Annotated in this window: 19 protein-coding genes; 5 read left to right on the plus strand and 14 right to left on the minus strand. The window is 62.7% G+C overall.

The features are described 5' to 3' along the window. Window positions 1–6: 6 nt before the first annotated feature. From ACSPX5_RS20200 to ACSPX5_RS20225, 6 genes are read right to left on the minus strand one after another with little or no spacing between them, the layout of a single operon-like run. Window positions 7–819 (minus strand): YfaP family protein, encoded by an 813-nt coding sequence (locus ACSPX5_RS20200; protein WP_439820149.1) that lies wholly within the window; start codon window positions 817–819, stop codon window positions 7–9. Window positions 820–822: 3 nt separating this feature from the next. Then, a complete protein-coding gene (locus ACSPX5_RS20205) occupies window positions 823–2442 on the minus strand; it encodes a DUF2300 domain-containing protein (RefSeq protein ID WP_439820150.1) in 1620 nt (539 codons plus the stop codon). Between the two features lies 1 nt (window position 2443). Continuing rightward, window positions 2444–7009, minus strand: a complete 4566-nt coding sequence (locus ACSPX5_RS20210; protein ID WP_439820151.1) for an alpha-2-macroglobulin family protein — start codon at window positions 7007–7009, stop codon at window positions 2444–2446. Beyond that, the gene (locus ACSPX5_RS20215; protein WP_064382202.1) at window positions 7006–7671 is read right to left on the minus strand and encodes a DUF1175 domain-containing protein; all 666 of its coding nucleotides are present in this window, start codon (window positions 7669–7671) and stop codon (window positions 7006–7008) included. Before ACSPX5_RS20215 ends, ACSPX5_RS20210 begins: the two co-directional genes overlap by 4 nt. After that, complete coding sequence (locus ACSPX5_RS20220; RefSeq protein ID WP_439820152.1) at window positions 7641–9353, minus strand: DUF2138 domain-containing protein; 1713 nt, start codon at window positions 9351–9353, stop codon at window positions 7641–7643. Before ACSPX5_RS20220 ends, ACSPX5_RS20215 begins: the two co-directional genes overlap by 31 nt. Window positions 9354–9404: 51 nt before the next feature. Beyond that, window positions 9405–10196 carry a YfaP family protein gene (locus tag ACSPX5_RS20225; protein ID WP_102716662.1) on the minus strand — a complete coding sequence of 264 codons (792 nt, stop codon included), beginning with the start codon at window positions 10194–10196 and terminating at the stop codon, window positions 9405–9407. Between the two features lie 276 nt (window positions 10197–10472). Here ACSPX5_RS20225 and ACSPX5_RS20230 point away from each other — a divergent pair, with 276 nt between their 5' ends. The 5 genes from ACSPX5_RS20230 to ACSPX5_RS20250 all read left to right on the plus strand — a co-directional run bounded on the left by ACSPX5_RS20230 (window position 10473) and on the right by ACSPX5_RS20250 (window position 16859). Next, the gene (locus ACSPX5_RS20230) at window positions 10473–11618 is read left to right on the plus strand and encodes a Fic family protein (protein ID WP_439820153.1); all 1146 of its coding nucleotides are present in this window, start codon (window positions 10473–10475) and stop codon (window positions 11616–11618) included. A gap of 88 nt (window positions 11619–11706) precedes the next feature. Beyond that, window positions 11707–11949: an exodeoxyribonuclease VII small subunit gene (locus tag ACSPX5_RS20235; RefSeq protein WP_007894317.1), complete on the plus strand. Its 243-nt coding sequence runs from the start codon at window positions 11707–11709 to the stop codon at window positions 11947–11949. After that, window positions 11946–12833 carry a (2E,6E)-farnesyl diphosphate synthase gene (gene ispA, locus ACSPX5_RS20240; protein ID WP_439820154.1) on the plus strand — a complete coding sequence of 296 codons (888 nt, stop codon included), beginning with the start codon at window positions 11946–11948 and terminating at the stop codon, window positions 12831–12833. The genes ACSPX5_RS20235 and ispA overlap by 4 nt, the downstream gene beginning before the upstream one ends. 91 nt (window positions 12834–12924) lie before the next feature. After that, window positions 12925–14823, plus strand: coding sequence for a 1-deoxy-D-xylulose-5-phosphate synthase (gene dxs / locus ACSPX5_RS20245; protein ID WP_169432096.1), 1899 nt, complete (start codon window positions 12925–12927; stop codon window positions 14821–14823). A 152-nt stretch (window positions 14824–14975) separates the two neighbouring features. Further along, window positions 14976–16859, plus strand: a complete 1884-nt coding sequence (locus tag ACSPX5_RS20250) for a TonB-dependent receptor domain-containing protein (protein ID WP_439820155.1) — start codon at window positions 14976–14978, stop codon at window positions 16857–16859. Between the two features lie 111 nt (window positions 16860–16970). On the opposite strand, the gene ACSPX5_RS20255 is transcribed toward ACSPX5_RS20250, so the two are convergent. From ACSPX5_RS20255 to ribH, 8 genes are all read right to left on the minus strand, one after another. After that, window positions 16971–17771 carry a cobalamin-binding protein gene (locus tag ACSPX5_RS20255; protein ID WP_439820156.1) on the minus strand — a complete coding sequence of 267 codons (801 nt, stop codon included), beginning with the start codon at window positions 17769–17771 and terminating at the stop codon, window positions 16971–16973. Beyond that, a complete protein-coding gene (locus tag ACSPX5_RS20260) occupies window positions 17771–18190 on the minus strand; it encodes an MFS transporter (RefSeq protein WP_114885795.1) in 420 nt (139 codons plus the stop codon). The genes ACSPX5_RS20255 and ACSPX5_RS20260 overlap by 1 nt, the downstream gene beginning before the upstream one ends. After that, a complete protein-coding gene (gene ribA / locus ACSPX5_RS20265; protein WP_207864593.1) occupies window positions 18187–18804 on the minus strand; it encodes a GTP cyclohydrolase II in 618 nt (205 codons plus the stop codon). Before ribA ends, ACSPX5_RS20260 begins: the two co-directional genes overlap by 4 nt. 123 nt (window positions 18805–18927) lie before the next feature. Further along, complete coding sequence (locus ACSPX5_RS20270; protein ID WP_169432099.1) at window positions 18928–19662, minus strand: substrate-binding periplasmic protein; 735 nt, start codon at window positions 19660–19662, stop codon at window positions 18928–18930. Window positions 19663–19690: 28 nt separating this feature from the next. After that, a complete protein-coding gene (locus tag ACSPX5_RS20275) occupies window positions 19691–20194 on the minus strand; it encodes a phosphatidylglycerophosphatase A family protein (RefSeq protein WP_169432100.1) in 504 nt (167 codons plus the stop codon). Further along, complete coding sequence (gene thiL, locus ACSPX5_RS20280; RefSeq protein WP_439820157.1) at window positions 20191–21156, minus strand: thiamine-phosphate kinase; 966 nt, start codon at window positions 21154–21156, stop codon at window positions 20191–20193. Before thiL ends, ACSPX5_RS20275 begins: the two co-directional genes overlap by 4 nt. Window positions 21157–21183: 27 nt before the next feature. After that, window positions 21184–21684 carry a transcription antitermination factor NusB gene (nusB, locus tag ACSPX5_RS20285; RefSeq protein ID WP_169432102.1) on the minus strand — a complete coding sequence of 167 codons (501 nt, stop codon included), beginning with the start codon at window positions 21682–21684 and terminating at the stop codon, window positions 21184–21186. After that, window positions 21681–22157: a 6,7-dimethyl-8-ribityllumazine synthase gene (gene ribH / locus ACSPX5_RS20290; protein ID WP_003228649.1), complete on the minus strand. Its 477-nt coding sequence runs from the start codon at window positions 22155–22157 to the stop codon at window positions 21681–21683. The genes nusB and ribH overlap by 4 nt, the downstream gene beginning before the upstream one ends. Window positions 22158–22237 lie beyond the last annotated feature (80 nt).

Below are 22237 nucleotides of genomic sequence, written 5' to 3' on the forward strand. Positions count from 1 at the left end.
GATGATTCATGGATAACTAAACGACTTCACCAACGTCAACTCCCCCACCGCCCGCATCGGCACCAGAAACGTCTCCATCTTCTCGCTCGGCGTCCCTTCCTCGGTAATCACCGTCACCTGTGCGGTAGTCAACGGCTGCACCGCCTCTTCCCCACCCTCGTCATCCCCGCGATAGCCACCGCCGAAGTAGTTCACATAGACCAGATACTGCCCCTTGATCGGCGCCGGCATGGCGAAGATCTCCGGGCCGTAGCCGGTGGTCACGTCGACGTCCAAAGCCGCACCATTGGGGGCGACTCGGTCGCCGTACCAGATGTGCGCGCCGTCAGGCGTGATCAGGTGCAGGTCAAGGTCGGTGCCGTCGCTGTCCCAGGACAGCAGCACGCGCAGTTTGGCCGGGGTGGCGCCGCCGCTGGCGTTGAGGAATTGGGTGCGATGGCGTTGCTGGCCGTCCGGGCTGCGGACTTCGACGCTGTTGCTGCCGTTGGGAAACGAGAACGGGCGGTCGAAGCGGCCGCTGTCGTCGATTTTCAGCGGCATGCTGACGCCGTTGACGATCAGGCGGCCGGGCTCTTTGTTTTTCGGGGTGGCTTTGATTTCGCCACTGATGCGGGCGGTGTTGGCCTGACCGAGCGGGGTGTTCACCGAGGAGGCCGGGTAGTTGACGGTCTGGCGGAAACTTTCACCCTCGCCTTCGGCCGCGCCGGTGCGCCAGCCGCCGACCGGGGTGTCGAGTTTGACGCCGTCAGCGGCAATCACCGGCGAAGCAGCGGCAAATACGCAGAGCAACAGCAAGACCTGTGGATAACGGAGTGTCATGGTCTATTCCAGCAAAAGGTGACGGGCGAGCCCTTCGATATAGGTTTCATCCTGGCCGTTGGGGTGTGCTTCAAAGGCCAGGTGCAGGTATTCGTGAGTCAGGTCGAGGCGATCCTGCAAGGACAGCACGCCGCGCACATAGATGCGCTGGCGTTCGCGGTCGACGAAGGGGCGGCCGAAGGCGAGTTTGCACACGGCGAACGTGCTGACTTCGTTGTAGCCGGTTTCGCTTTCCAGCCTCGGACGCCAGCCACGCCGCTGTTTTTGCAGCCAGTCCTGCGTGGCAGGCAGCGCTTCGCAGGACGCCACCGGGTTGTCCCAGCGACTGAGGCTGGCGCGTGGATAGGCGTGCAGCAGAATCGCGTCGTAACGCTGGCCGGCATGGGCTTGTTCGACGGCTTGTTGCCAGGCGAGTTTGTCGGGCCCGGGTTGATCGGAGTGATAGGTGACGGTGCTGCCGGCCAGCACCAGATCCGCCGTCCAGGCGGCGATGCTGCGCGATTCGGCGGAAGCAGGACGCGGGGCAACACGCTGGCGGGTGCTGCTGTCATCAATGCTCAAACATTCGCCATTGCGCGTGGCGTTTTGCAGCAGATACGTGCGGATCGCCACGGCCAATGCTTTAGCCGCTTCGGCAGGTTCCGGTTTGGCTTCACGCTCCAGCACTCGGGCGACGTACTCTTCACGATCGAGCCGAGCCACAAGTTTGTCGTTGAGCAGAAACAACTCGCCGTCGCTGTGGATATCCAGCGCATTGCCGTTGGCGAATTCGACGCGGTAATCGCCCTGCAACGGGCCCGAAGTCACCGCCCGATCACCGGCCAGAACCCGGGTAACGGGATAACGCGAAAACAGACCCACCTCGACACATCGCCCGGCGTCCGCCGGCCAGGAAGCAGGCAACACCGTCGCCAACGCCGAACCGTAATGCCGCAACACCATCTGACTGGTACCCCGACCACCCGCCCAGATCGGCGAGCCGTCCGCCGTCCAGCCAGCGAATCCGCCCTGGCGTGATTGAGGGTCCTGATCGCCGAGCCAGCTCCAGGTTTTCACCCGCAGGCGGCCGCCGAGTTCACCGACGACATTGCCGTCCGCCGCGTTCAGCACTACGTCGAGCAGCACACGACGCATCTGATCCTGGGCCGGCAGCCACGCCAAAACCTTCAGCAAGTCAGCCACGGAAACCCGAGTAGCCGGTTGCACCGATGGCAAATCCAGCAACCACGACGGCGCCTGTCGCGCCTGCCAATAGGTTCTCCAATCGCCAGCGGTTATGCCCAACCGCACCGGCTCAAAATACAATCCGCACGATTTCACCAGCGCCTGATCACGCTCGATCTTGCCGCCCGCTGCGCAGCAATAAACCTCTTCCTTCGACTGCCCGCGACATTTATAAGCCGGCTCGCGAGCGCCGGTATCCACCAGCCACGCGTAAACGAACACCTTCCACAGACTGCCCAGCGGCGTATCCAGAGACGAAGGCAGCGGCTCGCGAGCGGTCAGTTGCGTGGTGTTCAGCGATAGCAGTTCGCCCTTGTAGGCCACGCGCAGCGGTTCGTCCTGCGCCGTCGCCAGCGCAGGAATCACACACATCAGCAGCCATACCAGCGGCCGGGTCATGTCAGTTGACCGTGACCTGACCGAGGGCCGCTTTCGCTTCCTGAGCCTGATGCTGCGGCGCGTAGACCTGAGTGAAGCGCACTGGCGGCAGGTTGAACTGACCCTTCTGCGAGAAGCGCACCAGATGGCGCAGACGCAATTCACCGCTCAGCGCATCCACCGGCACCGCGTAGGCCAGTTGGCCCGGTTCGAACCGCGCCTTCTCCAGCGCGGTCGGCTCGGTGCCGTCCTTGCCCTGCAACTTGATGCCCCACGTAGTTCGCTCGACATCCGCGCCCGGCGGCAGCGGCACTTCGAGCATGCCGTAGCGCAGCGGTTTCGGTGCCTTGCTGGTGAGGATCACTTCGTCCAGGTACAGGCTGTCGCTGGACAGTGGTTTAGTACCGACCGGCTCCAGTTTGAAGGTAAAGGCTTCGTCACCCGGTACCAGACGCGACAGGCGCCGAGTGATGGTCACGGCCATCGGATCGACCGCCGGCTGCTGGGTCTGGAAGCTCAGCGCCGCTCGCAGCGGACGCTCCTGAGTGCCCGACACCGTCAACACGCTCGGTACTGGCGCAGCCCCCTGCCACGACCAGTACATCTCGCCGGTCGCGCCGTAGTTTTTCTTCCAGCCTTCGCCGGGTGCCAGCGCGATGGTCGGCGACGCCTGGGCGATACTGCGTTGCAGCCAGGTCAGCGCCAACGCACGTTCAAGGGTCGATTGCTGCGGCAACAGGCGTTGCAACAACGCCGTCGCACGCGCCTGATCGAACGGTTGCAGCGACAGGTTCAGCGCTTCGGCAAACGGCTGCGAGCTGACGGCCAAGCGCTGTTGCGCAGCACCCAGCTGACGATTGAACGCGTCCGGCAAAGCAACTTTCGACTGTGTGGCCAGCGATGCGGTCAAGACCCGCGCCGCCGCCAGACCGAGCGCCGAATCCGGGTCGCTCATCACCAGACTGTCTTCGCCGTCGTCCATCAGGGTTTCGGCATTGCCTTCACCAGCCTTCGCCAGATCGTCCATCAAGCCGCTGAGCAGCGTGTTGACCGGCAAGTGCATCTGTTTGGCGAACGACAGAATCAGCGCCCGTTGCAGCAAAGGTGTATTCGGCGCCTGCTTGGCGTAGACCTCCAGCACCCGCTGCCAATGCTCCGGCGGCAGAGTCAGATCCAGCACCTGGCTGGCGTTCCAGTCGGCGTAGTAGGCGTAAGCGGTGAGGAACGCATCCGGCTCGCCGTCGAAGCCCCACCAGGTGAAGCTCGCCGACGGCCCGGCCATTTGCACCAGCCGCAGACGGCTGTTCTGCATGATCAGACGCAAGCGGTCGCGGATCTGCAGGCTCGACGCCAGCGACGGATAAGCGATGCTCAGCGGCAGCAAGCGGCTGGCGGTCTGCTCGACGCCGCCGTACGGATAGCTCAGCAGATCGTCGAGGGCCGAACGGAACAGCGCTTGCGGGCTGTCATCCAGACGCAGGCGAATGTCGGTGGCGTCCGCCGGCAGGCTCAGCGGTGTATCGCCGCTGGCCACGTCGAGGCTCTGGGTCTGCGTCACTTGCCAGCCTTCACCGGTGGCGGTCAGGCGCACCGCGAGGGCGTCGGCGGTCTTGCCGTCCTGCACCAGCTCGGCGGTCCATTCGCCGGTGGCCAACGCGAAGGCCGGCAGCGGCAGGTAGTTGATGCCGTTGTTGAGGGTCACCGGCAGACGCTGTTCGGCGCCGGCGTAGTGCGTCACCAGCTCGGCCTTGACCGGTTTCTCGGCCTGGCTGAAGGCGAACACGCCAAGTTGCGGCTGGTCACCCTTGCGGAATTTGCTCGGCCCGCTCCACTTCAGGTACAGCGGTTTTTCCGAGCGCACGAACTGCTTCTTCTGCCCGACCTGACCGTCATCGGCAATCGCCCGCGCGGTGATGCGCCAGCGGGTCAGCGAGTCCGGCATCTTGAAGGTGAAACGGGTCTTGCCGTTGGCGTCGGTCAGCAATTCCGGCTGCCATGCAGCGGTGTCGACGTCTTCGCGACGCGGCCGCTCCAGCACTTTCACCCCACGCTCGCTGCGGTTGGCCTTGCCCGGTGCGCCGGGGCTGCCCGGCAATGCCACGTCGTAGCTGATGAACGACAGGCTGGCGCTGGTGCGCACATTGTTACGGCGTGGGTGGTAGAAGAACTGATCGATGGTCGGCGCGACTTCCGGTTGCAGCGCATAGACCATTTCATCCACGACGCTGACCGTCAGGTGCGCCGGCACAGCCTTGCCGGCGAACTGCGTGGTCAGGTCGACCGTCACGGTATCGCCCGGCTGATACGTCTCTTTGTCGGTCTTGATCGCCACATCGATCTGCGGCGCGACGACCTTGATCCCGGCGTTCTGGAAGCTGTACTGACCGCCCCTGGTGTAGAGCACCGAGAACGTCAGGTTCGGCGCGAAGTTGTCCTTCACCGGGATGCGTGCGCGGTATTGGGTGTCGCTGAGTTTCTCAAGCTTCAGCCAGTCGCCGCCCTTGGCCAGCAGCGCAGTGGCTTCGACCTTGTCGCGCTCCAGCGACAGCAGCGCATCGCTGACTGGCTCCGGGAATGTGATCAGCGCCAGTGCTTCGTCGCCGGCCTTGTACTCGGGTTTGTCGAGGACAATTTCCACGGTGCCCGGCACTGCCTTGACGCCGTCGCCGGTGACCGAATGACCGGTCGCACCGAGCACTCGACCGTGCTGATCCTTCAACGACAGGTTGTAGGTCCCCGGACGATCGAACGCCACGCTGAAGCCTTTGTCTTTCGCCGCCAGTTTGCCCTCGCCGGTGGTCTGGTCTTCCAGACGCACCCAGCTGTAGCTGCTCGGCACCACGGCCTGCGCCTGTTGGCTGCCACCCTCGTTGGCGTAGCTGAACGCGACCTTGTCACCGACCGCGCTGAAACGCTGCGGCGCGGTCAGACGGAAGCTGGCAGCGCCGCGGTCGATGAGGATTTCCTTGGTGGTCTTGACCCGATACGCCGCGCCATCGCTGGCAAACACGGTGAGCATGTAGCGACTCGGTTTGTCGGCGGCCGGCAGGTCGAGGCTCGCGTTGCCCTTGCTGTCGGTGGTCAGTTCGGTGCTGGTCAGCTCCACCGGGAATTGCCCGAGGTATTGCAGCTCGTTGTCGACCATCGACAGTTGCTGGGCACGCAGGCTCAGGGTCAGCTTGGCGTTGGCCACCGGCTTGCCGTCCGGGTACAGCAGCACCAGGCTGCCTTTCACCGGCTCGCCGGTGCGGTAATCCTGCTTGGCCAGGTTCAGCGAGATTTCAAAGTGCGGCTTGATGTACTCCGCCACCCGGAAGGCGCTGCTGTAGGCCTGATCCTTGTAATTGAAACGCAGCTCGTAACCGCCGGCCACCGCGTTGTCCGGCAACTGGAAACGGCCCTGGGTGCCGGCCTTGGAATCGAGTTTCAGATCAAGACGCTGCAACTCGGTGCCGGTGGCATCGAGCACGCTGACATTGACGTCCGCCGCGCCCGGCAACACCGAATCCCGCGCGTTCTTGAATTCGCGGCCAACGATTTTCAGCGACACCCAATCACCCGGGCGATACAGCGGCCGATCGGTGAAGGCGTAGAGTTTGGTGTCGTAGATTTCGCTGTCGTAATAGAAGTTTTCCGAGACGAACACCCCGCCCTCTTCGTCCTCGCCTATGACGAACGAACGCTCCGGGCTGACGTGTTTCAGGCGCAGCAGACCGTCGGTATCGGTGGCGCCGCTGCTCATTACGCCGAGGCCGTCGGTCCACAGCACATTGACCTTCGGCACCGAGCTGCCTTCGTGTTTGCGCGCGGCCCACACCAGCAATTCATCACCGGCAATCTTGCTTACCGCGACGGTGTTGGAAACGAAAACCATGGTGGTCGCACGGTATTTGCCGATCAGCGCTTCAACCAGGTACAGACCCGGTTTCAGATTGCCCAGCGGGATGTAGACGTTGCCCGGCGCAACGCTGACGAACTCGCTGGAAGAGCCGGCCAAATTCACACCTGCAGGTGGCTGGATCGGTTTGGCCTGCCACAGCGGATAACGGAACTGGCTGACCACCGGCAGGCCCGGAATCAGGGCGAACTGCGGTTGCGCGTCGTACGGCGTCGGCGCGGCGATGGCATTGCCCATCTTCAGCTCCGGCACTTCCTCGGTGACTTGCTGACGCGACTCGTAGGAGAACGCACGCTGCATCACCCGACGGGATTTGCGGTACCAGTTGTCCCACAGATACGCGAGGGTGTTCGACAGGCCTTCGCCCTTGAACTGGCCGTCGCTGACGACACGGTGCAGGTTCTTCTGGCGCTTGAGGAAGTCCAGCGGCTTGTCGATCTTGTACACGCGGATGTCGGCGCCGCCGTACGGTTCCATGCGGAAACGACGGTAATCACGGCCCGGCGCTTCAAGGCGAACCACCGCCTGTTCGTCGCTGGCGAAACTGCTGTCGGCCAGCAGGAAAAAGCTCTCACCGGACACCGGTGTGTAGCCGCTTGGCTCCACGGTGTCTTCGGCATTCACGGCCGAAAGCGGCAGGACTGACAGCAACAGAAAAGGCAGTAAACGCAGCATGCGGGCACCGGTCATTGGGAGAGAAAGTTCAGTCGATAGACGCCGATGAAGTTGGGGTTGGCTGCGTCGGGTATCCATCGGGTGTCCTTCCATGTCATGAGTTGCTGCAGGCTTGCCGAACGCATGCCGTTGTCGGTTGGGGTGGTCGTGCCGGTGTGATAGGCGATGTAGCGGCCCATCCAGATCATCAGGTGCTGGTCGTCGCCCTGATCGAAAAACATCAGATCGCCGGGCCGTGCCTGGGACACGTCGCGGCCGATCAGATGGCTGTTGAACTGAATCAGTTTGATCGCGTTGACGTAGGGCCCGACCTTGCCGCCGCCCTGCTGCCATTGCTGGGCGAGCTTGCGCTGGTCGGCGCTCAGGTCCAGCTCCGGCGGCAGATAGCGATTGGACACGCCATTGCTGCGCAGCCATTTGTCGTCATGGACTTTCAGCGCTTCGTTGGCGGCGAAACGCACCAGGCCGGCGCAATCCTGCTGATACCAGCGCGGGCTCGGGCCTTTGCTCAATTGTTCCTGGGCGATGCGCACGAACCAGGCGCGAAACACCTGAGACTGCTGCGGATCGAGGGCCGGAGCCTCAACGGCTCGGGCGCCGGCGCTGAGCAACAGCGCCAGCAAGCCGAGGCTGCGAATCAGTCCGGTCACAGCGCTTTCCACTCCAGCGGCAGCCATTGCCAGTGTCCGTCAGGCTCGCTGCCTTCCGGCAAAGTCAGGGCGTATTTGCCCATGCCGCCGAGGGTGCGCAGTTTCGGGATCAGGTAGGTCTGCGCGGCGTTGTAGAACACCGGTTCCATGTCCTGCGGTAGGCTGTCGAGGGTTTCCTGCTGGATCAGTTGCGCCATCGAATCCGGGCCGAAGTAGATCGGCATCAGCACGTCTTTGGGCAACACATCGGCCATCGGCGGGAAGCGCTTGTCGAGGGTGCCGAGGGCCTTGTCGACCAGTTTGTCGTCGAGGGAAAACAGCAGCGTCGAACCATGGCGTGCCAGGCTGACTTTCATGAAGGCACGGCCGGTGATCGCGTCCGGATTCTCGGCATCCTTTGCCGCATACGGACCGAAATTGGAACTGACCTGACGCTGCCAGAGATGGCTCTGGCCTTCCTGTTTCTCGACCACCGGGAACGCGTGCTCTTCGACGTTGCCTTCATAGGCGCCGACCATCGAATCGAACAGCGTGCCGATATCCGCGTCGAGTTTGCCGTTGTCTTCGTCGTTCAGAGTGGCCACCAGCAAGGGCGTGTACAGCCGCGAATCGGCGTACCAGCACAGGCCCGCCGCGCCGGCCACGTGTTCGGTGAGTTTCTGCGCCACCGCTTCTTCGGCGCCGAGTTTCACCAGCAACGGTTTCTGCGGCTCGGCAGCGACCGGCAGAGTCACGCAGGCACTGGCGCCCAGCGGCATGGCTTGCCAGACCGGTTTGAAATCGAAGTCCGGCTGGTTCTCCAGCTCATCCATGGCCAGGAAGCTGTGCCAGCCCTTGTCGTCCATGTCGAAACGCAGACCGGCGAAATTCGGGATGAAACGCTGGTAACCCATGGCCAGGACGCTGGAATTGACTGACAGACGCTGCTTGGTTTCAGGTGTCTTGGCCGTGAGCCCGAATGCCTCGGGGAACAGTTTTTCGCCGTTGAGCAAAGCCGCCAGCGCTTGCGGCGAAACGTGGCCGGATTCCTCGGAAGCGCCACTTTCCGGGTCGTAGAACTTGCTCGGGTTGGACAACACCACCAGTTTGTCGCCACGGGAAGCAAACAACAGGGATTTGCTGGCGTTGTAGGTCAGCTGATACAGCGGCACTTCGTCGCCACCGACTTTCAGGGTGCTGAGCACGCTCAGTTGCGAATCATCCAGGGCGACTTTCGCCAGCGGCTCCAGCACCTTGGCCAGACCGCCGCGATCCATCACCAGCAGGAAATCCTTCAGCCGACCATCGGCGCCGCGCCACAACGCTACGTCTGCCGGTTGATCGAAGAGTTGCTCGATCAGGCTGTCCTGCAGCTTCAAGTCATGCTCGTAGATGATCCGCCGCAGACTGCCGATCAACCCGAGGCGGTCGGCGTGGGTTTCGTAATAGAAGACGAAATCCTCGGTGAGCGTGGCCTTGAGGAACGGCACCGTCAGCAGGTCCTTGGGCAACTGGCTCAGGGAGCGGGTCTCCAGCAGCGCATCCGGGCGGCTCAGACCGAGTTTGTCGCTGGCCAGTGCCGCCGCCGGTAGCTTGGGCTTGTGCATCAGCCAGCCGAGCCCGCCCGCCACGCCGGCCACCAGGCACAGCCCGGCCACCAGCAACGGCCAGCGCCGGGAAGGTTTGGCGGTGGGTGCGGCGGTCGCCGGGGTCTCAGTGTTTTCGCTCATCTTCTCGCTCATGTTCCCAAAGCTCGGCAGTTCATCCGTGGTGCGGGATGCTTAATAGTTGAAAGTCTTGACCAGCAGCAGATCACCGATGGCCCGCAGGGGCACGATGAACGTTTCGCGTTTTTCGTCGACAGTGTTTTCGTTGAGCACCAGCGTGATCTGCGAGGTGATGACCTCGTTCTGGTTGCTGGTCTCCTCGAAGTTATAGCCGCCGTTACCGAAGTTGCCCCAATAGTTGACGTAAACCAGATAGGTGCCATGCAGCGGCGCGGTCATGGTGAACATTTCCGGGCCGGGACCATCGACACCGTCCGGATCGAGCCCGCCGCCGTTGCTCATCGCCGGTCGCGCCCAGAAGGCGTGCTGGCCGTCAGGCGTAATGACATGCAGGTCGAGTTCGGCTTTAGGGTCATCCCAGCCGAGCACCACGCGGATCCGCGCCGGCGTGCGCAGGTTATTGGCTTCGTAGAATTGAACGCGCTTGAGCGACTGGCCGTCGGCACTGATCACCTCGACGCTGTTGGAACCGGCGCCGAACGCGTACGGCCGGGCGAAACGGCCCTGGTCGTCGGTGTACAGATTCAGTGGATTGCCATTCACCGCCAGGCTGTGGGGCGGGCGCAGATGCCCGATTGCCTTGAGCTGGCCCTCGATCATCGTGCGATTGCGCTGGATGCCGCGATCAATCGGCGGTGTGGGATAGGCGACCTGCGGGTTTTCCGTGCGATCGAGCAGCCCGTGATAGCGCCAGCCGCCCACCGGCTCCGACAGCTCCGCGCTCGGCGCCGCCAGCAGCGCGGGCGCGCAGGCCAAGCCGATCAGCAGCAAAAGAAGTGAACGCATGTGATGCCTCCTGCCATGCCTGACGAAACCTTGCACCCGATCCTCGGCGCTTCACAGTGGGCGATACTGCGTTTCGTCTGAAAGACCCGTGACTGTCGGGTCGTAGAAGGCGCGAAGGTTAGCGATTCGGCAGTTTTTTAACAATCGGATACATCTGGATTTGCGGTGGGAATCACGGCGCCCAGTGGACGATGAGCCGAATAGGCGTCATATTCGGCTCACGAAATGAGCCGAATAGCGTTTCTATTCGGCTCACGCACTCAGGAATGGCATTGCATGGCAACTCATTGGATCTGGCAACAGCCCGATTGGCCCGACTTCAACTGGCAGGCAGAGCGTCTCACTGCACTGTTGCGCGAATGCGTTCAGGCGCAGGGACAATTGATGGGCATGGCGGGATCAGTGGGCAATTCACTGAGCGCTCAGACTGAGCTGGACGCGTTGCTGCAAAACATCGTGACCTCCTCGGCCATCGAGGGGGAACAGTTGAATGTTGAATCCGTGCGCTCCTCATTGGCACGACGTCTGGGGCTGGAATCGCCTGATGGCGACCACGTCAGCAAGCGCAGCGAGGGGCTGGCACAGCTGATGCTCGATGCCACTCAGCGCTTTGCCGAACCGCTGACGCTGGAACGATTGCTGGAATGGCATTCATGGCTGTTTCCAGAACAGGAGAGTGGTTTCCTTTCGCGAGCAATCAATGTCGGCACATTACGCGGCGATGAGCCAATGCAGGTGGTTTCCGGACGAATCGAGCGTCCGACCGTGCATTTCGAAGCGCCACCGCGACAGGGCCTCGAGCGGCAACTCGACAGTTTTCTTAAATGGTTCGACGCCAGTCAGCATCAGGCGGGCCTCGATCCTTTACTGCGAGCCGGTATCGCACACTTCTGGTTCGTCACCCTGCACCCATTCGACGACGGCAATGGGCGCCTGACTCGCACCCTCACCGATCTGGCACTGGCTCAGGGCGAAGCGCAGGCCATTCGTTTTTATGCGATGTCCGCCAGCATCCTCGATGATCGAGCGGGCTATTACCGGATTCTCGAATCCAGCCAGAAAGCCATGCTGGACATTACCGACTGGCTCGCATGGTTCCTGCAAACCCTGCTGCGCAGTCTGCAACAGGCCATCGCGCGGATTGAAAGTGTGTTGGGAAAATCACGCTTCTGGCAGGCGCACCGGGAATCCGGGCTGTCGGCGGAGCAGATCAAAGTGCTCAATCGCTTGCTCGACGGTGGTGAGCGCGGTTTCGAGCACGGTATCAGTGCAGCGCAATACCAGAGTGTGGCCAAGGTCTCCAAAGCCACGGCCACCCGACATCTGGCGGAGCTGCTGGAAAAGGGTTGCCTGCAACGTCTTCCGGGCGGCGGACGCAGCACTCGGTATCAGATTCAATATCCGGGCGAATCGACCGACTGACACCCTTGTCCGTCGGCCCGCTCATTTGCCCATACCCCCCCTATCTGCTAGTGTCGCGCCGGTTTAACGTCAACCGGAATTAGCCGCCATGGCCCGCAAAAAAGCTGCACTGGATTTCGAACAGTCCCTCGCCGACCTGCAAACACTGGTCGAGCGTCTGGAGAACGGTGAATTGTCGCTGGAAGACTCGCTGACCGCTTTCGAGCAGGGCATCGGCCTGACCCGTGACTGCCAGGCGGCGCTGGCCCAGGCCGAGCAAAAGGTCCAGGTGTTGCTGGAGCGCGATGGCGAACTCGCCGAGGAACCCTTCGACGCGGATCAGCCAGAATGATTGCAGCGTATTCGGCCACCAGCCAGGCGCGGGTCAACGCGGCACTGGAAACCCTGTTCAATGCCCCGCTGCCGGAACTGGCGCGCCTCTATGAAGCCATGCGCTATAGCGTGATGAACGGCGGCAAACGCGTGCGCCCGCTGCTGGCCTACGCCGCATGCGAAGCCCTCGGCGGCAAGGCCGGGCAGGCCAACGGTGCAGCCTGCGCAGTTGAGCTGATCCACGCTTACTCGCTGGTACACGACGATTTGCCGGCGATGGACGACGACGATTTGCGTCGCGGCCAGCCGACTACTCACAAGAAATTCGACGAAGCCTGCGCGATTCTGGCCGGCGACGGCTTGCAGAGCCTGGCCTTTAGCGCCCTGCTCGACCCGCGCCTGAGCGACCTGAGTGCGGACATCCGCCTGCAACAGGTCACGGCGCTGGCGCACGCGGCGGGCCCGGCCGGCATGGTCGGCGGTCAGGCCATCGACCTCGGTTCGGTCGGCCTCAAGCTCGATCAGAAAGCCCTCGAACAGATGCACCGGCACAAGACCGGCGCGCTGATCGAGGTCAGCGTCAAGCTCGGCGCCCTGGCCAGCGGCCGCGCCGAGAGGGATGAACTCAAGGCTCTGCAAAGTTATGCACAGGCCATTGGCCTGGCATTCCAGGTGCAGGACGACATCCTCGACGTCGAAAGCGATACCGAAACCCTCGGCAAACGCCAGGGCGCCGACATCGCCCGCGACAAGCCGACCTACCCGGCCCTGCTCGGCCTCGACGCCGCCAAGGCCTATGCCCTGGAACTGCGCGATCAGGCCCTGCACGCGCTGCGACCGTTTGACGCGGCCGCCGAGCCATTGCGCGATCTGGCCCGGTATATCGTCGACCGGCGCAACTAAAGGCTAATCAGCCAAAAAAGACCAACGCGTGGGCAGGGGACGATGCATCAGGTAAACTGCCGCATCTTTTATACCTATAACGATTCGCCTGATGCCCACGACGTTTCATGAGATTCCCCGCAAGCGCCCGACCACGCCCCTGCTCGACCGCGCTAACACGCCGGACGGCCTGCGCCGGTTAGGCGAAGCCGAGCTGGAAACCCTGGCTGATGAGTTGCGCCTGGAATTGCTCTACACGGTCGGCCAGACCGGCGGGCATTTCGGTGCCGGCCTGGGCGTCATCGAGCTGACCATCGCGTTGCACTACGTCTTCGACACCCCGGACGACCGGCTGGTGTGGGACGTCGGTCATCAGGCCTATCCGCACAAGATCCTCACCGGTCGTCGCGAGCGCATGGAAACCCTGCGCCAGAAGGACGGCATCGCCGCTTTCCCGCGCCGCTCCGAGAGCGAGTACGACACCTTTGGCGTCGGCCACTCCAGCACCTCGATCAGTGCCGCGCTGGGCATGGCCATCGCCGCCCGCCTGCAGAACAGTGATCGCAAGGCGATTGCCGTGATCGGTGACGGCGCGCTGACCGCCGGCATGGCCTTCGAGGCGCTGAACCATGCGCCGGAAGTGGACGCCAACATGCTGGTGATCCTCAACGACAACGACATGTCGATCTCGCGCAACGTCGGCGGTCTGTCGAACTATCTGGCGAAGATCCTTTCCAGCCGCACCTACGCGAGCATGCGCGAAGGCAGCAAAAAAGTGCTGTCGCGCCTGCCTGGCGCCTGGGAAATTGCCCGTCGTACCGAAGAATATGCCAAAGGCATGCTGGTTCCCGGCACCCTGTTCGAAGAGCTGGGCTGGAACTACATCGGCCCGATCGACGGCCACGACCTGCCGACCCTGATCGCCACCCTGCGCAACATGCGCGATCTGAAAGGTCCGCAGTTCCTGCACATCGTCACCAAGAAAGGCAAAGGCTTCGCCCCGGCGGAAGTCGACCCGATCGGTTACCACGCCATCACCAAGCTGGAGCCGCTGGACGCCCCGGCCGCCGCGCCGAAGAAGGCCGGTGGGCCGAAGTACTCCGGCGTATTCGGTGAATGGCTGTGCGACATGGCCGCTGCCGACCCGCGCCTGGTGGGCATCACCCCGGCGATGAAGGAAGGTTCGGATCTGGTGGCGTTCAGCGAACGCTTCCCGCTGCGCTATTTCGACGTGGCGATTGCCGAGCAGCACGCCGTGACCCTTGCGGCCGGCATGGCCTGCGAAGGCGCCAAACCGGTGGTGGCGATCTACTCGACGTTCCTGCAGCGCGGTTACGACCAGTTGGTGCATGACGTCGCGGTGCAGAACCTCGACGTGCTGTTCGCCATCGACCGCGCCGGTCTGGTGGGCGAAGACGGCCCGACCCACGCCGGGAGCTTCGACCTGTCTTACCTGCGCTGCATCCCGGGCATGGTCATCATGACCCCGAGCGATGAAAACGAACTGCGCAAGATGCTCACCACCGGTCACCTGTACAACGGCCCGGCGGCGGTGCGTTACCCGCGCGGCACCGGCCCGAACGCAACCATCGAGAAAAACCTCGAACCGATCGAGATCGGCAAGGGTGTGATTCGTCGTCAGGGCGGCAAGGTCGCCCTGCTGGTGTTCGGCGTGCAGCTGGCCGAAGCGCTGATTGTCGCTGAAACGCTGGACGCCACCGTGGTCGACATGCGTTTCGTCAAACCGATGGACGAAGCGTTGGTGCGTGAAGTGGCCGCCAGCCACGACCTGCTGGTGACCATCGAGGAGAACGCGATCATGGGCGGCGCCGGCGGCGCGGTCAGCGAATTCCTCGCCCGTGAAAACATCCTCAAATCAGTGCTGCACCTGGGCTTGCCGGACGTTTACGTCGAGCACGCCAAGCCGGCGCAGATGCTGGCCGAGTGCGGGCTGGATGCGGCCGGGATCGAAGCGGCGGTGCGTGAGCGCCTGGACCTGCTTAACCGCTGACTCGCTGGATAAACGCAAAACCCCATGTGGGAGCGGGCTTGCTCGCGAAGGCGTCGGACCAGTCGACAATGAGTTGACTGACACACCGCCTTCGCGAGCAAGCCCGCTCCCACATTTGATTTGTGTACACCTGAAAGACCTACGGAATGCCGATGAACCTCTCGCGCCTCGCCCTGCCCTTCTTGCTGCTGCCCTCCACCAACGCCCTCGCCGACACCTTCGAACGTGACCAGGCCCTGAAGCTGCCGGACATGCTGATCAGCGCCAACCGCCAGGTCGAAGCACGCAACGACAGCAGCGCCGCCAACACCGTGTTCACCCGCGAAGACATCGAACGCCTGCAACCGCGCAGCGTCACCGACCTGCTGCAACGGGTACCGGGCGTGCAAGTGGCGCAAACCGGCGGACGCGGCAGTCTGCCGGGAATCTACATTCGCGGCACACAGTCGGCGCAAAGTCTGGTGCTGGTGGACGGCCAGCGCATCGGCAACTCCACCTCCGGCGACAGCAACCTGCAACACCTGAACATCGAGCAGATCGAGCGGGTCGAGGTTTTGCGCGGTTCGCGTTCGGTGATCTACGGCAGTGATGCCATTGGCGGGGTGATTCAGATCTTCACCCGGCGCGGCGGCGAACAAGGTTTGCAGCCTCGAATGCACGTGGGTTTCGGCAGCAACCAGACCTGGGAGCGAAGTGTCGGCCTGTCCGGTGGCGATGAGAAAACCCGCTTCAACCTCGGCGCGAGTCTCGATGAAACCGCCGGGATCGACCGCACCCACGAGTCTTACCCCAGCGACAGCGATCATGATGCCTACCGCAACAAATCCATCAGCCTGAGCCTCAGCCATGCGCTGACCGATGACATCGAAGTCGGCGCCAACCTGCTGGATAACCGTGGCAAAAGCGAGTTCGACAACCCGTTCGGCCGCTTCGACCCGGTGACCTTCGACCCCCTCCAGCAGCAGCCTTACAGCGATTTCACCGTCAGCAGTTTCAGCAGCTACATTGATGCGCGGATCAACGAGCGCTGGAAGTCGCGCCTGGAACTCGGCCACAGCGAAAACCGCGAGAAGTCCTTCGACAAGCTCAGCGACGAACGCTCGGTGTTCAACACCTACCGCGACTCGGTGACCTGGCAGAACGACCTGACGCTGGATGCGCGCAACAGCCTGATCCTTGGCGGCGACTGGTACGAAGACCGGATCAACAGCAGCACCGCGTTCGATGAAGACAGCCGCTGGAATCGCGCCGCGTTCATCCAGCATCGCTTCCAGGCCGACAGTTTCTCCACCGAACTGGGCCTGCGTCGCGACGACAACCAGCAGTTCGGCGGCCAGAACAGCTGGAGCGGCACGCTGACGTTGCCGGTCAATCCGGACAACGATCTGCTGCTCAGCTACAGCGAAGGCTTCCGTGCGCCGACCTTCAACGATCTGTACTACCCGGACTTCAGCAACCCCGACCTGAAACCGGAAACTTCGAAAAGCTACGAGCTGCAATGGCGCAGCCAGTTGAGCGACAGTAGCCGTCTCGAAGCCTCGCTGTATCGGACCGATCTGGAAGACGCGATCATCTTCGGCAGCAACTCACGCCCGGAAAACGTCGCTTCGGCGCGGATCAACGGCTTCGAAGCCGCCCTGAAACAGGAGCTGCTGGGCTGGCAAAGCAATCTCGGCGTGGCAATCATCGATCCCCGCGACCGCGACACCGGCCACACCCTGGCGCGGCGTGCCCGGCGCACCTTGAGCTGGGATCTGGATCGGCAATTCGATCGCCTCGGCCTCGGCGCCAGTTGGCAGGCCGTCAGCAGCAGCTATGACGACCTGAACAATCAACAACCATTGGGTGGTTATGCGCTGCTCGGACTGCGCAGCAGCTGGGCGCTGAACCGTGAGATCAAGCTGGACTTCAAAGTGGATAACCTGCTGGACAAGGGTTACAGCCGTGCGCTGTACAGCCATGACGGCAGTCAGTATGGCTATCGCGAGGAAGGTCGGGCATTCATGTTCGGCGTGACCTGGACGCCGCAACTCTGATCCAGAATTTGCGCTGCATTGACTGGCCTCTTCGCGAGCAAGCCCGCTCCCACAGGGGGAACGCATTCCAAATGTGGGAGCGGGCTTGCTCGCGAAGAATTCACCTCGGTCTCAGCGGTCTGGCGCGATCAACTGGCAGAGCTTGGCGGTCGCCTCGATCATCTGCCCGCTCGGGCGTTCCAGACCTTTGTCGGTGACCAGCAGCAACTGCCTGTGCTTGACCGCTGCCACCTGCGGCCAGGTATTCCACGCCTCCAGTTGCGACTGATCGCTGGCCAGAATCACTTCGGGATCACGCTGTAAAACCGCTTCGATGCTCACCTGCGGCGCCGGCAGGCTCAGGTCGCCGAACACATTGCGTGCGCCGCACACTTCAAGCGCATCGCTGATGATCTGCCCGCCGCCGACGGTGTACAACGGCTTGTCCCAGACCTGATAGAACACCCGCAGCGGCGCTTCACGGCGGTAGCGCTGGCGCAGCTCGTCGAGGTTTTGCCGCAATTCTCTGGCCCGCTCAGTCCCACGCTCAGGACGACCAAGCTGTGTCGCGATGGCCTCAATCTGCGCGGTCAGCTGTTCGAGACTGTGGGGTTCGGCAACGAAGGTCGGGATGTTCAAACGCTTGAGCTGATCGCGCTGGGCCGGGCCGACACTGCCGGGCCATAACAGCAACAAGTCAGGCTTGAGGCTGAGCAGCCGCTCCATGTCGAGCTGGCCATAACGGCCCACAGAAGGGAGATCCTTGATCGCAGGTGGCCGGTCACCGGCATCCAGCACGCCCACCAGCAAGTCGGCCGAATTCAGCTCCACGACAATTTCAGACAGGGATGGCGCGAGGCTGACCACTCGCAGGGCGGCCAGGGTTTCGCTGCTGACGGCCAGCAGCAGAACCGCCAGCCAGAGACGGCGCATCAACCGAGTTGACGCGGGATACGGTAGAGGTAGAACAGCACCGCCGTGGACAGCGCCAGCAGCATCAGCGGCACCGCTTCGAGGCCGACGAACACTGCCAGTGCGCCGATCCATGCCGGTAATCCCGCCGCCAGAAACGCCGTGCGCCGACGAGCCGCGAGAGCGATCCAGGCAGCGGGTTCATCCGGCGTATCGAGTGCTTTTTGTGTGGCGATCAGCGCATGTTTGTAGCGGCCGAAAAACTTCAGACTGACAAACATCGAGGCCACACCGGCAATGAACAACGGCATCGCCAACACCGGCATGATCGCTTCGCTCTCGCCGAACACGGCGTTAAGCACGAACAGCGGCACCAATGCCAGCGCCAGGTATTTCCACCAGGCGACCGACAGGCGGCGGCGCACCTGACCGCGGGTCACGCCCGGTCTACCTCGCCCTGATGTTCGTTGCCCATCATGTGGTCGAGCTTGCTGGCCTTGGTCGCCAGATAGAGTTTGTTGTGCGGGTTATGACCGGTGTGCAGCGGCACGCGCTCGGTGACGACGATGCCCATGTCGGTCAAGGCTTTGACCTTGCGCGGGTTGTTGGTCATCAGGCGCAGGGACTTCACGCCCAGATGCTCCAGCATCGGCAGGCACATGGCGTAGTCACGCTGGTCGGCGGCAAAGCCCAGACGCTCGTTGGCTTCAACGGTATCGGCACCGCCGTCCTGCAATTCGTAGGCGCGGATCTTGTTCAAAAGACCGATGCCACGACCTTCCTGACGCAGGTACAGCAACACGCCACGGCCTTCACGGGCGATCGCCTTGAGGGCGGCCTCCAGTTGCGAGCCGCAGTCGCAACGCTGGCTGAACAAGGCATCGCCGGTCAGGCATTCGGAGTGCAAACGGCCGAGTACCGGGGCACCGTCGGCAATCTCACCCAGGCTCAGCACGACGTGCTCGCGGCCAGTGGCTTCATCGAGAAAACCGTGCATGGTGAATTGCGCAAAAGGCGTTGGCAGCTTGGAAGCGGCGACAAAAACGACAGGCACCGGTGTGCTCCTGATCTAAAAAGTCCGAGATTCGCTGGGCGGCATTGTAACAGCAGGTTCCTGCAGACGCTTAGGCTGAATTATCGGCCATAACGATCAAAAAGTTTGATGGCAGACCTGCCTTCATTGCCCTCGTTCGAACGGATACGGCTGTTTCCAGCGTTCGAAGATGGGCTTCAATTCGCCGCTTTTCACCAGTTGATCCATGCGCTGGTCGTAGATCGACATCAGTGCACGGGCCTGAGGGGTGTCGGCGAAACCAAGGTAAAGGGGCAACTCCGCCAGATGCGAGTAACGGTATTGCGAAGGATCGGCAGCATTTCTCACCACCGCTTCGATTTCCGTCAGCGCGTCGATGTAGTAATCCGCCCGCCCCTGCTTGAGCATCGACAGGATTCCCGTACGACGTTCGATCTGGTTGTAGCGCTTGACGTTCGGCAGGTAGGTCTCATAACGATAACCTCGCACCCAGGCCAGCCGGTACTTGTCGAGGGTGGCCTCGGTCGGTGCCGGATTACTGGCCAGGCCCAGTGCGTAGATGTGATCGGAATCGAAGTTCCAGCGCGGATACAGCACTTGTTCGGCTTCCCCGCGATAGGAACCGACCAGCGCGTCGACTTCCTTCAACTGCACCAGCCCCACCGAGCGGGTGTACGGCACGGTGCGGATGTCCAGCGTCACGCCGGCAGGTTCGAACACCTTGCGCAGAACGTCCCAGCCCAGGCCGTGGCCGTCGGCTGCGGTGTAGTCTTCCCAGTCTTCGCTGGCCAGATGAATGACCGTCGGCGGCGCCTCCTGTGCCAGGGCCGTCGCACCGAGCAGAGTGAAAACCAGAATCGCCAACCAGCGTCGAGCCATCCCTGTGTCCCTCATCCACACCTAGAAATCAGGCGAAAACCCACACCAGTCCCTGCATCGCCAGCCAGGCGAACACGCCCGCCAGCACGTCGTCGAGCATGATGCCGACACCGCCATGTACATGCCGGTCGATCCAGCGGATCGGCCACGGCTTGAGGATGTCGAAAAAGCGGAACATCAAAAACCCGGCGAGCAACCAGTACCAGCCTTCCGGTACCAGCCACAGGGTGATCCACATTCCGACCATCTCGTCCCAGACGATGCCTTCATGGTCATGCACCCGCAGATCGTCGGCCACCTTGCCGCACAGCCAGAAGCCGAACAGCATGGTGATCCCGAGCATCAGCCAGTAACCCCAGTCGGGCAACATCTGCCACAACGGAATAAAGGGTAGCGCAACTAACGAGCCCCACGTGCCCGGTGCTTTCGGCAAGGTGCCCGAACCGAAGCCGAACGCAATGAAATGCCAGGGATTGCGCCAGACCGACGGCGGAACGAATTCGCCGGGAACCTGTTTCGGGTGATCTGTCACGGTGACTCCTGAAAATGTTGATAACCCCGGATTTGCGGGGTGATGTCGTGCCCTTCGCGGTCCAGCAGCACCACGCCCTGCCCCTCTGCCACGCGCCCGATCACATGGACCGGCCAGCCGTCGGCCAGCAACGTCGGTAACTCGACGGACGGCAGGGTGAAGGCCAGCACGTAATCATCACCACCGCTCAACGCCGCACGCTCGGCGCCGCGCTGACCGAGAAACGCCACCAGCGCCTCCGACAACGGGACACGCTCGCGCTCGACTTCGAGGCGAACCTTCGAAGCCAGTGCGATATGGCCGCAATCGGCGAGCAGGCCATCGGAAATGTCCAGCGCCGAAGTGGCCTTACCCCGCAAGGCCTGACCGAGAGCAAGTTGCGGCTGCGGCGACCAGTAATGTTCGAGCAGCGGCTGGGCGATGTGCGGCTCGGCGTCACGCTGCCCCAGCACCAGCGGCAAGGCCCCGGCGGCATTGCCCAGCTCACCGCCGACACACAGCAGATCGCCGGGCTGCGCGCCGCTGCGGGTCAGGGCCTGGCCGGCCGGGACGCGGCCGAACACGGTGACGGTCAGGCTCAACGGCCCGCGAGTCGTGTCACCACCGATCAGCGCCACGCCGCAGCTCTGCGCCATGCGGTTCAAACCGCGGGCATAGGCTTGCAGCCAATCGGCAGTCACCGTCGGCAAGGTCAGGGCAAGGGTAAAGGCGACGGGCGTGGCGCCCATGGCAGCGAGGTCGCTGACCGCCACGGCCAGCGAGCGCTGACCGAGCAGAAACGGATCACAGGGATCGGCGAAATGCACGCCGGCCACCAGCGTATCGGTGGAAACTGCCAGCTGTTCCCCGGAAGGAACAGCAAGCAAGGCGCAGTCATCGCCGATCCCCAGTGCAACGCCCTCGCCGCCCTGCGCACAAGGCGCGGCGGCGAAGAAATTGCGGATCAGCTCAAACTCGCCCATGGCTGAGAAAAAGTATTCAAGCGCGGATCAGCGCTTGAACGCCTTCACTTCAGCTTCACGCAGGCGCGGGGCCAACTTGTCGAGCACGCCGTTGACGAACTTGTGGCCGTCGGTGGAACCGAAGACCTTGGCCAGTTCGATACCTTCGTTGATCACAACGCGGTACGGCACGTCGACGCGCTTGAGCAGTTCCCAGGTGGACAGGCGCAGAACCGCCAGTTCAACCGGGTCCAGCTCTTCGATCGCCAGGTCCAGGCAAGGCGTGAGCGCGGTGTCGATTTCGGTACGGTTGGCCGGAACCCCATGGAGGATTTCACGGAAGTAAGCACCGTCGACATCGGTGAAATCGTTATCGACCCGGAACTGCGCTTCGATCTCGTTCAGCGAAGCCTTGGCCATGTGCCATTGATACAGGGCCTGAGTCGCGAGCTGACGGGCTTCGCGGCGCTTGGCGCTTTTCGATGGCTTGCCGGCATCCGCAGGTTTCGGATCGCGCGGGTTGAAACGATCGCTATCGTCGCTAATCACTTGGCCTCCAACTGCGCCAGCAGGCTGACCATTTCCAGAGCGGACAGGGCAGCTTCAGCACCTTTGTTGCCGGCCTTGGTGCCGGAACGTTCGATGGCTTGCTCGATGGAATCAACGGTCAGGACGCCGAAAGCGACCGGTACGCCGAACTCCATGGACACCTGGGCCAGGCCCTTGGTGCACTCGCCAGCCACGTATTCGAAGTGCGGAGTGCCGCCACGAATGACCGCGCCCAGGGCGATGATTGCTGCGAACTCGCCTTTCTGGGCGACTTTCTGCGCAACCAGCGGGATTTCGAAGGCGCCAGGTGCGCGGATGATGGTGATGTCGCTTTCGCTCACGCCGTGGCGAACCAGGGCATCAACTGCACCGCTGACCAGGCTTTCAACCACGAAGCTGTTGAAACGGCCCACTACCAAAGCGTAGCGGCCTTTAGGGGCGATGAAGGTACCTTCGATGGTCTTCAGGGTCATTCGTCAGATCTCTTAAAGAGCCGGGACGCGTCTGTTTCGCGTCCCTCAGTGATTTATTTGCCGCGAATTCGGAGCCGGAA

This window comes from Pseudomonas sp. HLG18, from assembly GCF_051903985.1.
Classification (GTDB): domain Bacteria; phylum Pseudomonadota; class Gammaproteobacteria; order Pseudomonadales; family Pseudomonadaceae; genus Aquipseudomonas; species Aquipseudomonas fluorescens_BT.

What these genes read in the sequence shown, in the direction of transcription:
- ACSPX5_RS20200 (WP_439820149.1), bottom strand. Translation starts at nt 819, where the DNA reads ATGACACTCCGTTATCCACAGGTCTTGCTGTTGCTCTGCGTATTTGCC.
- ACSPX5_RS20205 (WP_439820150.1), bottom strand. Translation starts at nt 2,442, where the DNA reads ATGACCCGGCCGCTGGTATGGCTGCTGATGTGTGTGATTCCTGCGCTG.
- ACSPX5_RS20210 (WP_439820151.1), bottom strand. Translation starts at nt 7,009, where the DNA reads ATGACCGGTGCCCGCATGCTGCGTTTACTGCCTTTTCTGTTGCTGTCA.
- ACSPX5_RS20215 (WP_064382202.1), bottom strand. Translation starts at nt 7,671, where the DNA reads ATGGCTGCCGCTGGAGTGGAAAGCGCTGTGACCGGACTGATTCGCAGC.
- ACSPX5_RS20220 (WP_439820152.1), bottom strand. Translation starts at nt 9,353, where the DNA reads ATGAGCGAAAACACTGAGACCCCGGCGACCGCCGCACCCACCGCCAAA.
- ACSPX5_RS20225 (WP_102716662.1), bottom strand. Translation starts at nt 10,196, where the DNA reads ATGCGTTCACTTCTTTTGCTGCTGATCGGCTTGGCCTGCGCGCCCGCG.
- ACSPX5_RS20230 (WP_439820153.1), top strand. Translation starts at nt 10,473, where the DNA reads ATGGCAACTCATTGGATCTGGCAACAGCCCGATTGGCCCGACTTCAAC.
- ACSPX5_RS20235 (WP_007894317.1), top strand. Translation starts at nt 11,707, where the DNA reads ATGGCCCGCAAAAAAGCTGCACTGGATTTCGAACAGTCCCTCGCCGAC.
- ispA (WP_439820154.1), top strand. Translation starts at nt 11,946, where the DNA reads ATGATTGCAGCGTATTCGGCCACCAGCCAGGCGCGGGTCAACGCGGCA.
- dxs (WP_169432096.1), top strand. Translation starts at nt 12,925, where the DNA reads ATGCCCACGACGTTTCATGAGATTCCCCGCAAGCGCCCGACCACGCCC.
- ACSPX5_RS20250 (WP_439820155.1), top strand. Translation starts at nt 14,976, where the DNA reads ATGAACCTCTCGCGCCTCGCCCTGCCCTTCTTGCTGCTGCCCTCCACC.
- ACSPX5_RS20255 (WP_439820156.1), bottom strand. Translation starts at nt 17,771, where the DNA reads ATGCGCCGTCTCTGGCTGGCGGTTCTGCTGCTGGCCGTCAGCAGCGAA.
- ACSPX5_RS20270 (WP_169432099.1), bottom strand. Translation starts at nt 19,662, where the DNA reads ATGGCTCGACGCTGGTTGGCGATTCTGGTTTTCACTCTGCTCGGTGCG.
- thiL (WP_439820157.1), bottom strand. Translation starts at nt 21,156, where the DNA reads ATGGGCGAGTTTGAGCTGATCCGCAATTTCTTCGCCGCCGCGCCTTGT.
- ribH (WP_003228649.1), bottom strand. Translation starts at nt 22,157, where the DNA reads ATGACCCTGAAGACCATCGAAGGTACCTTCATCGCCCCTAAAGGCCGC.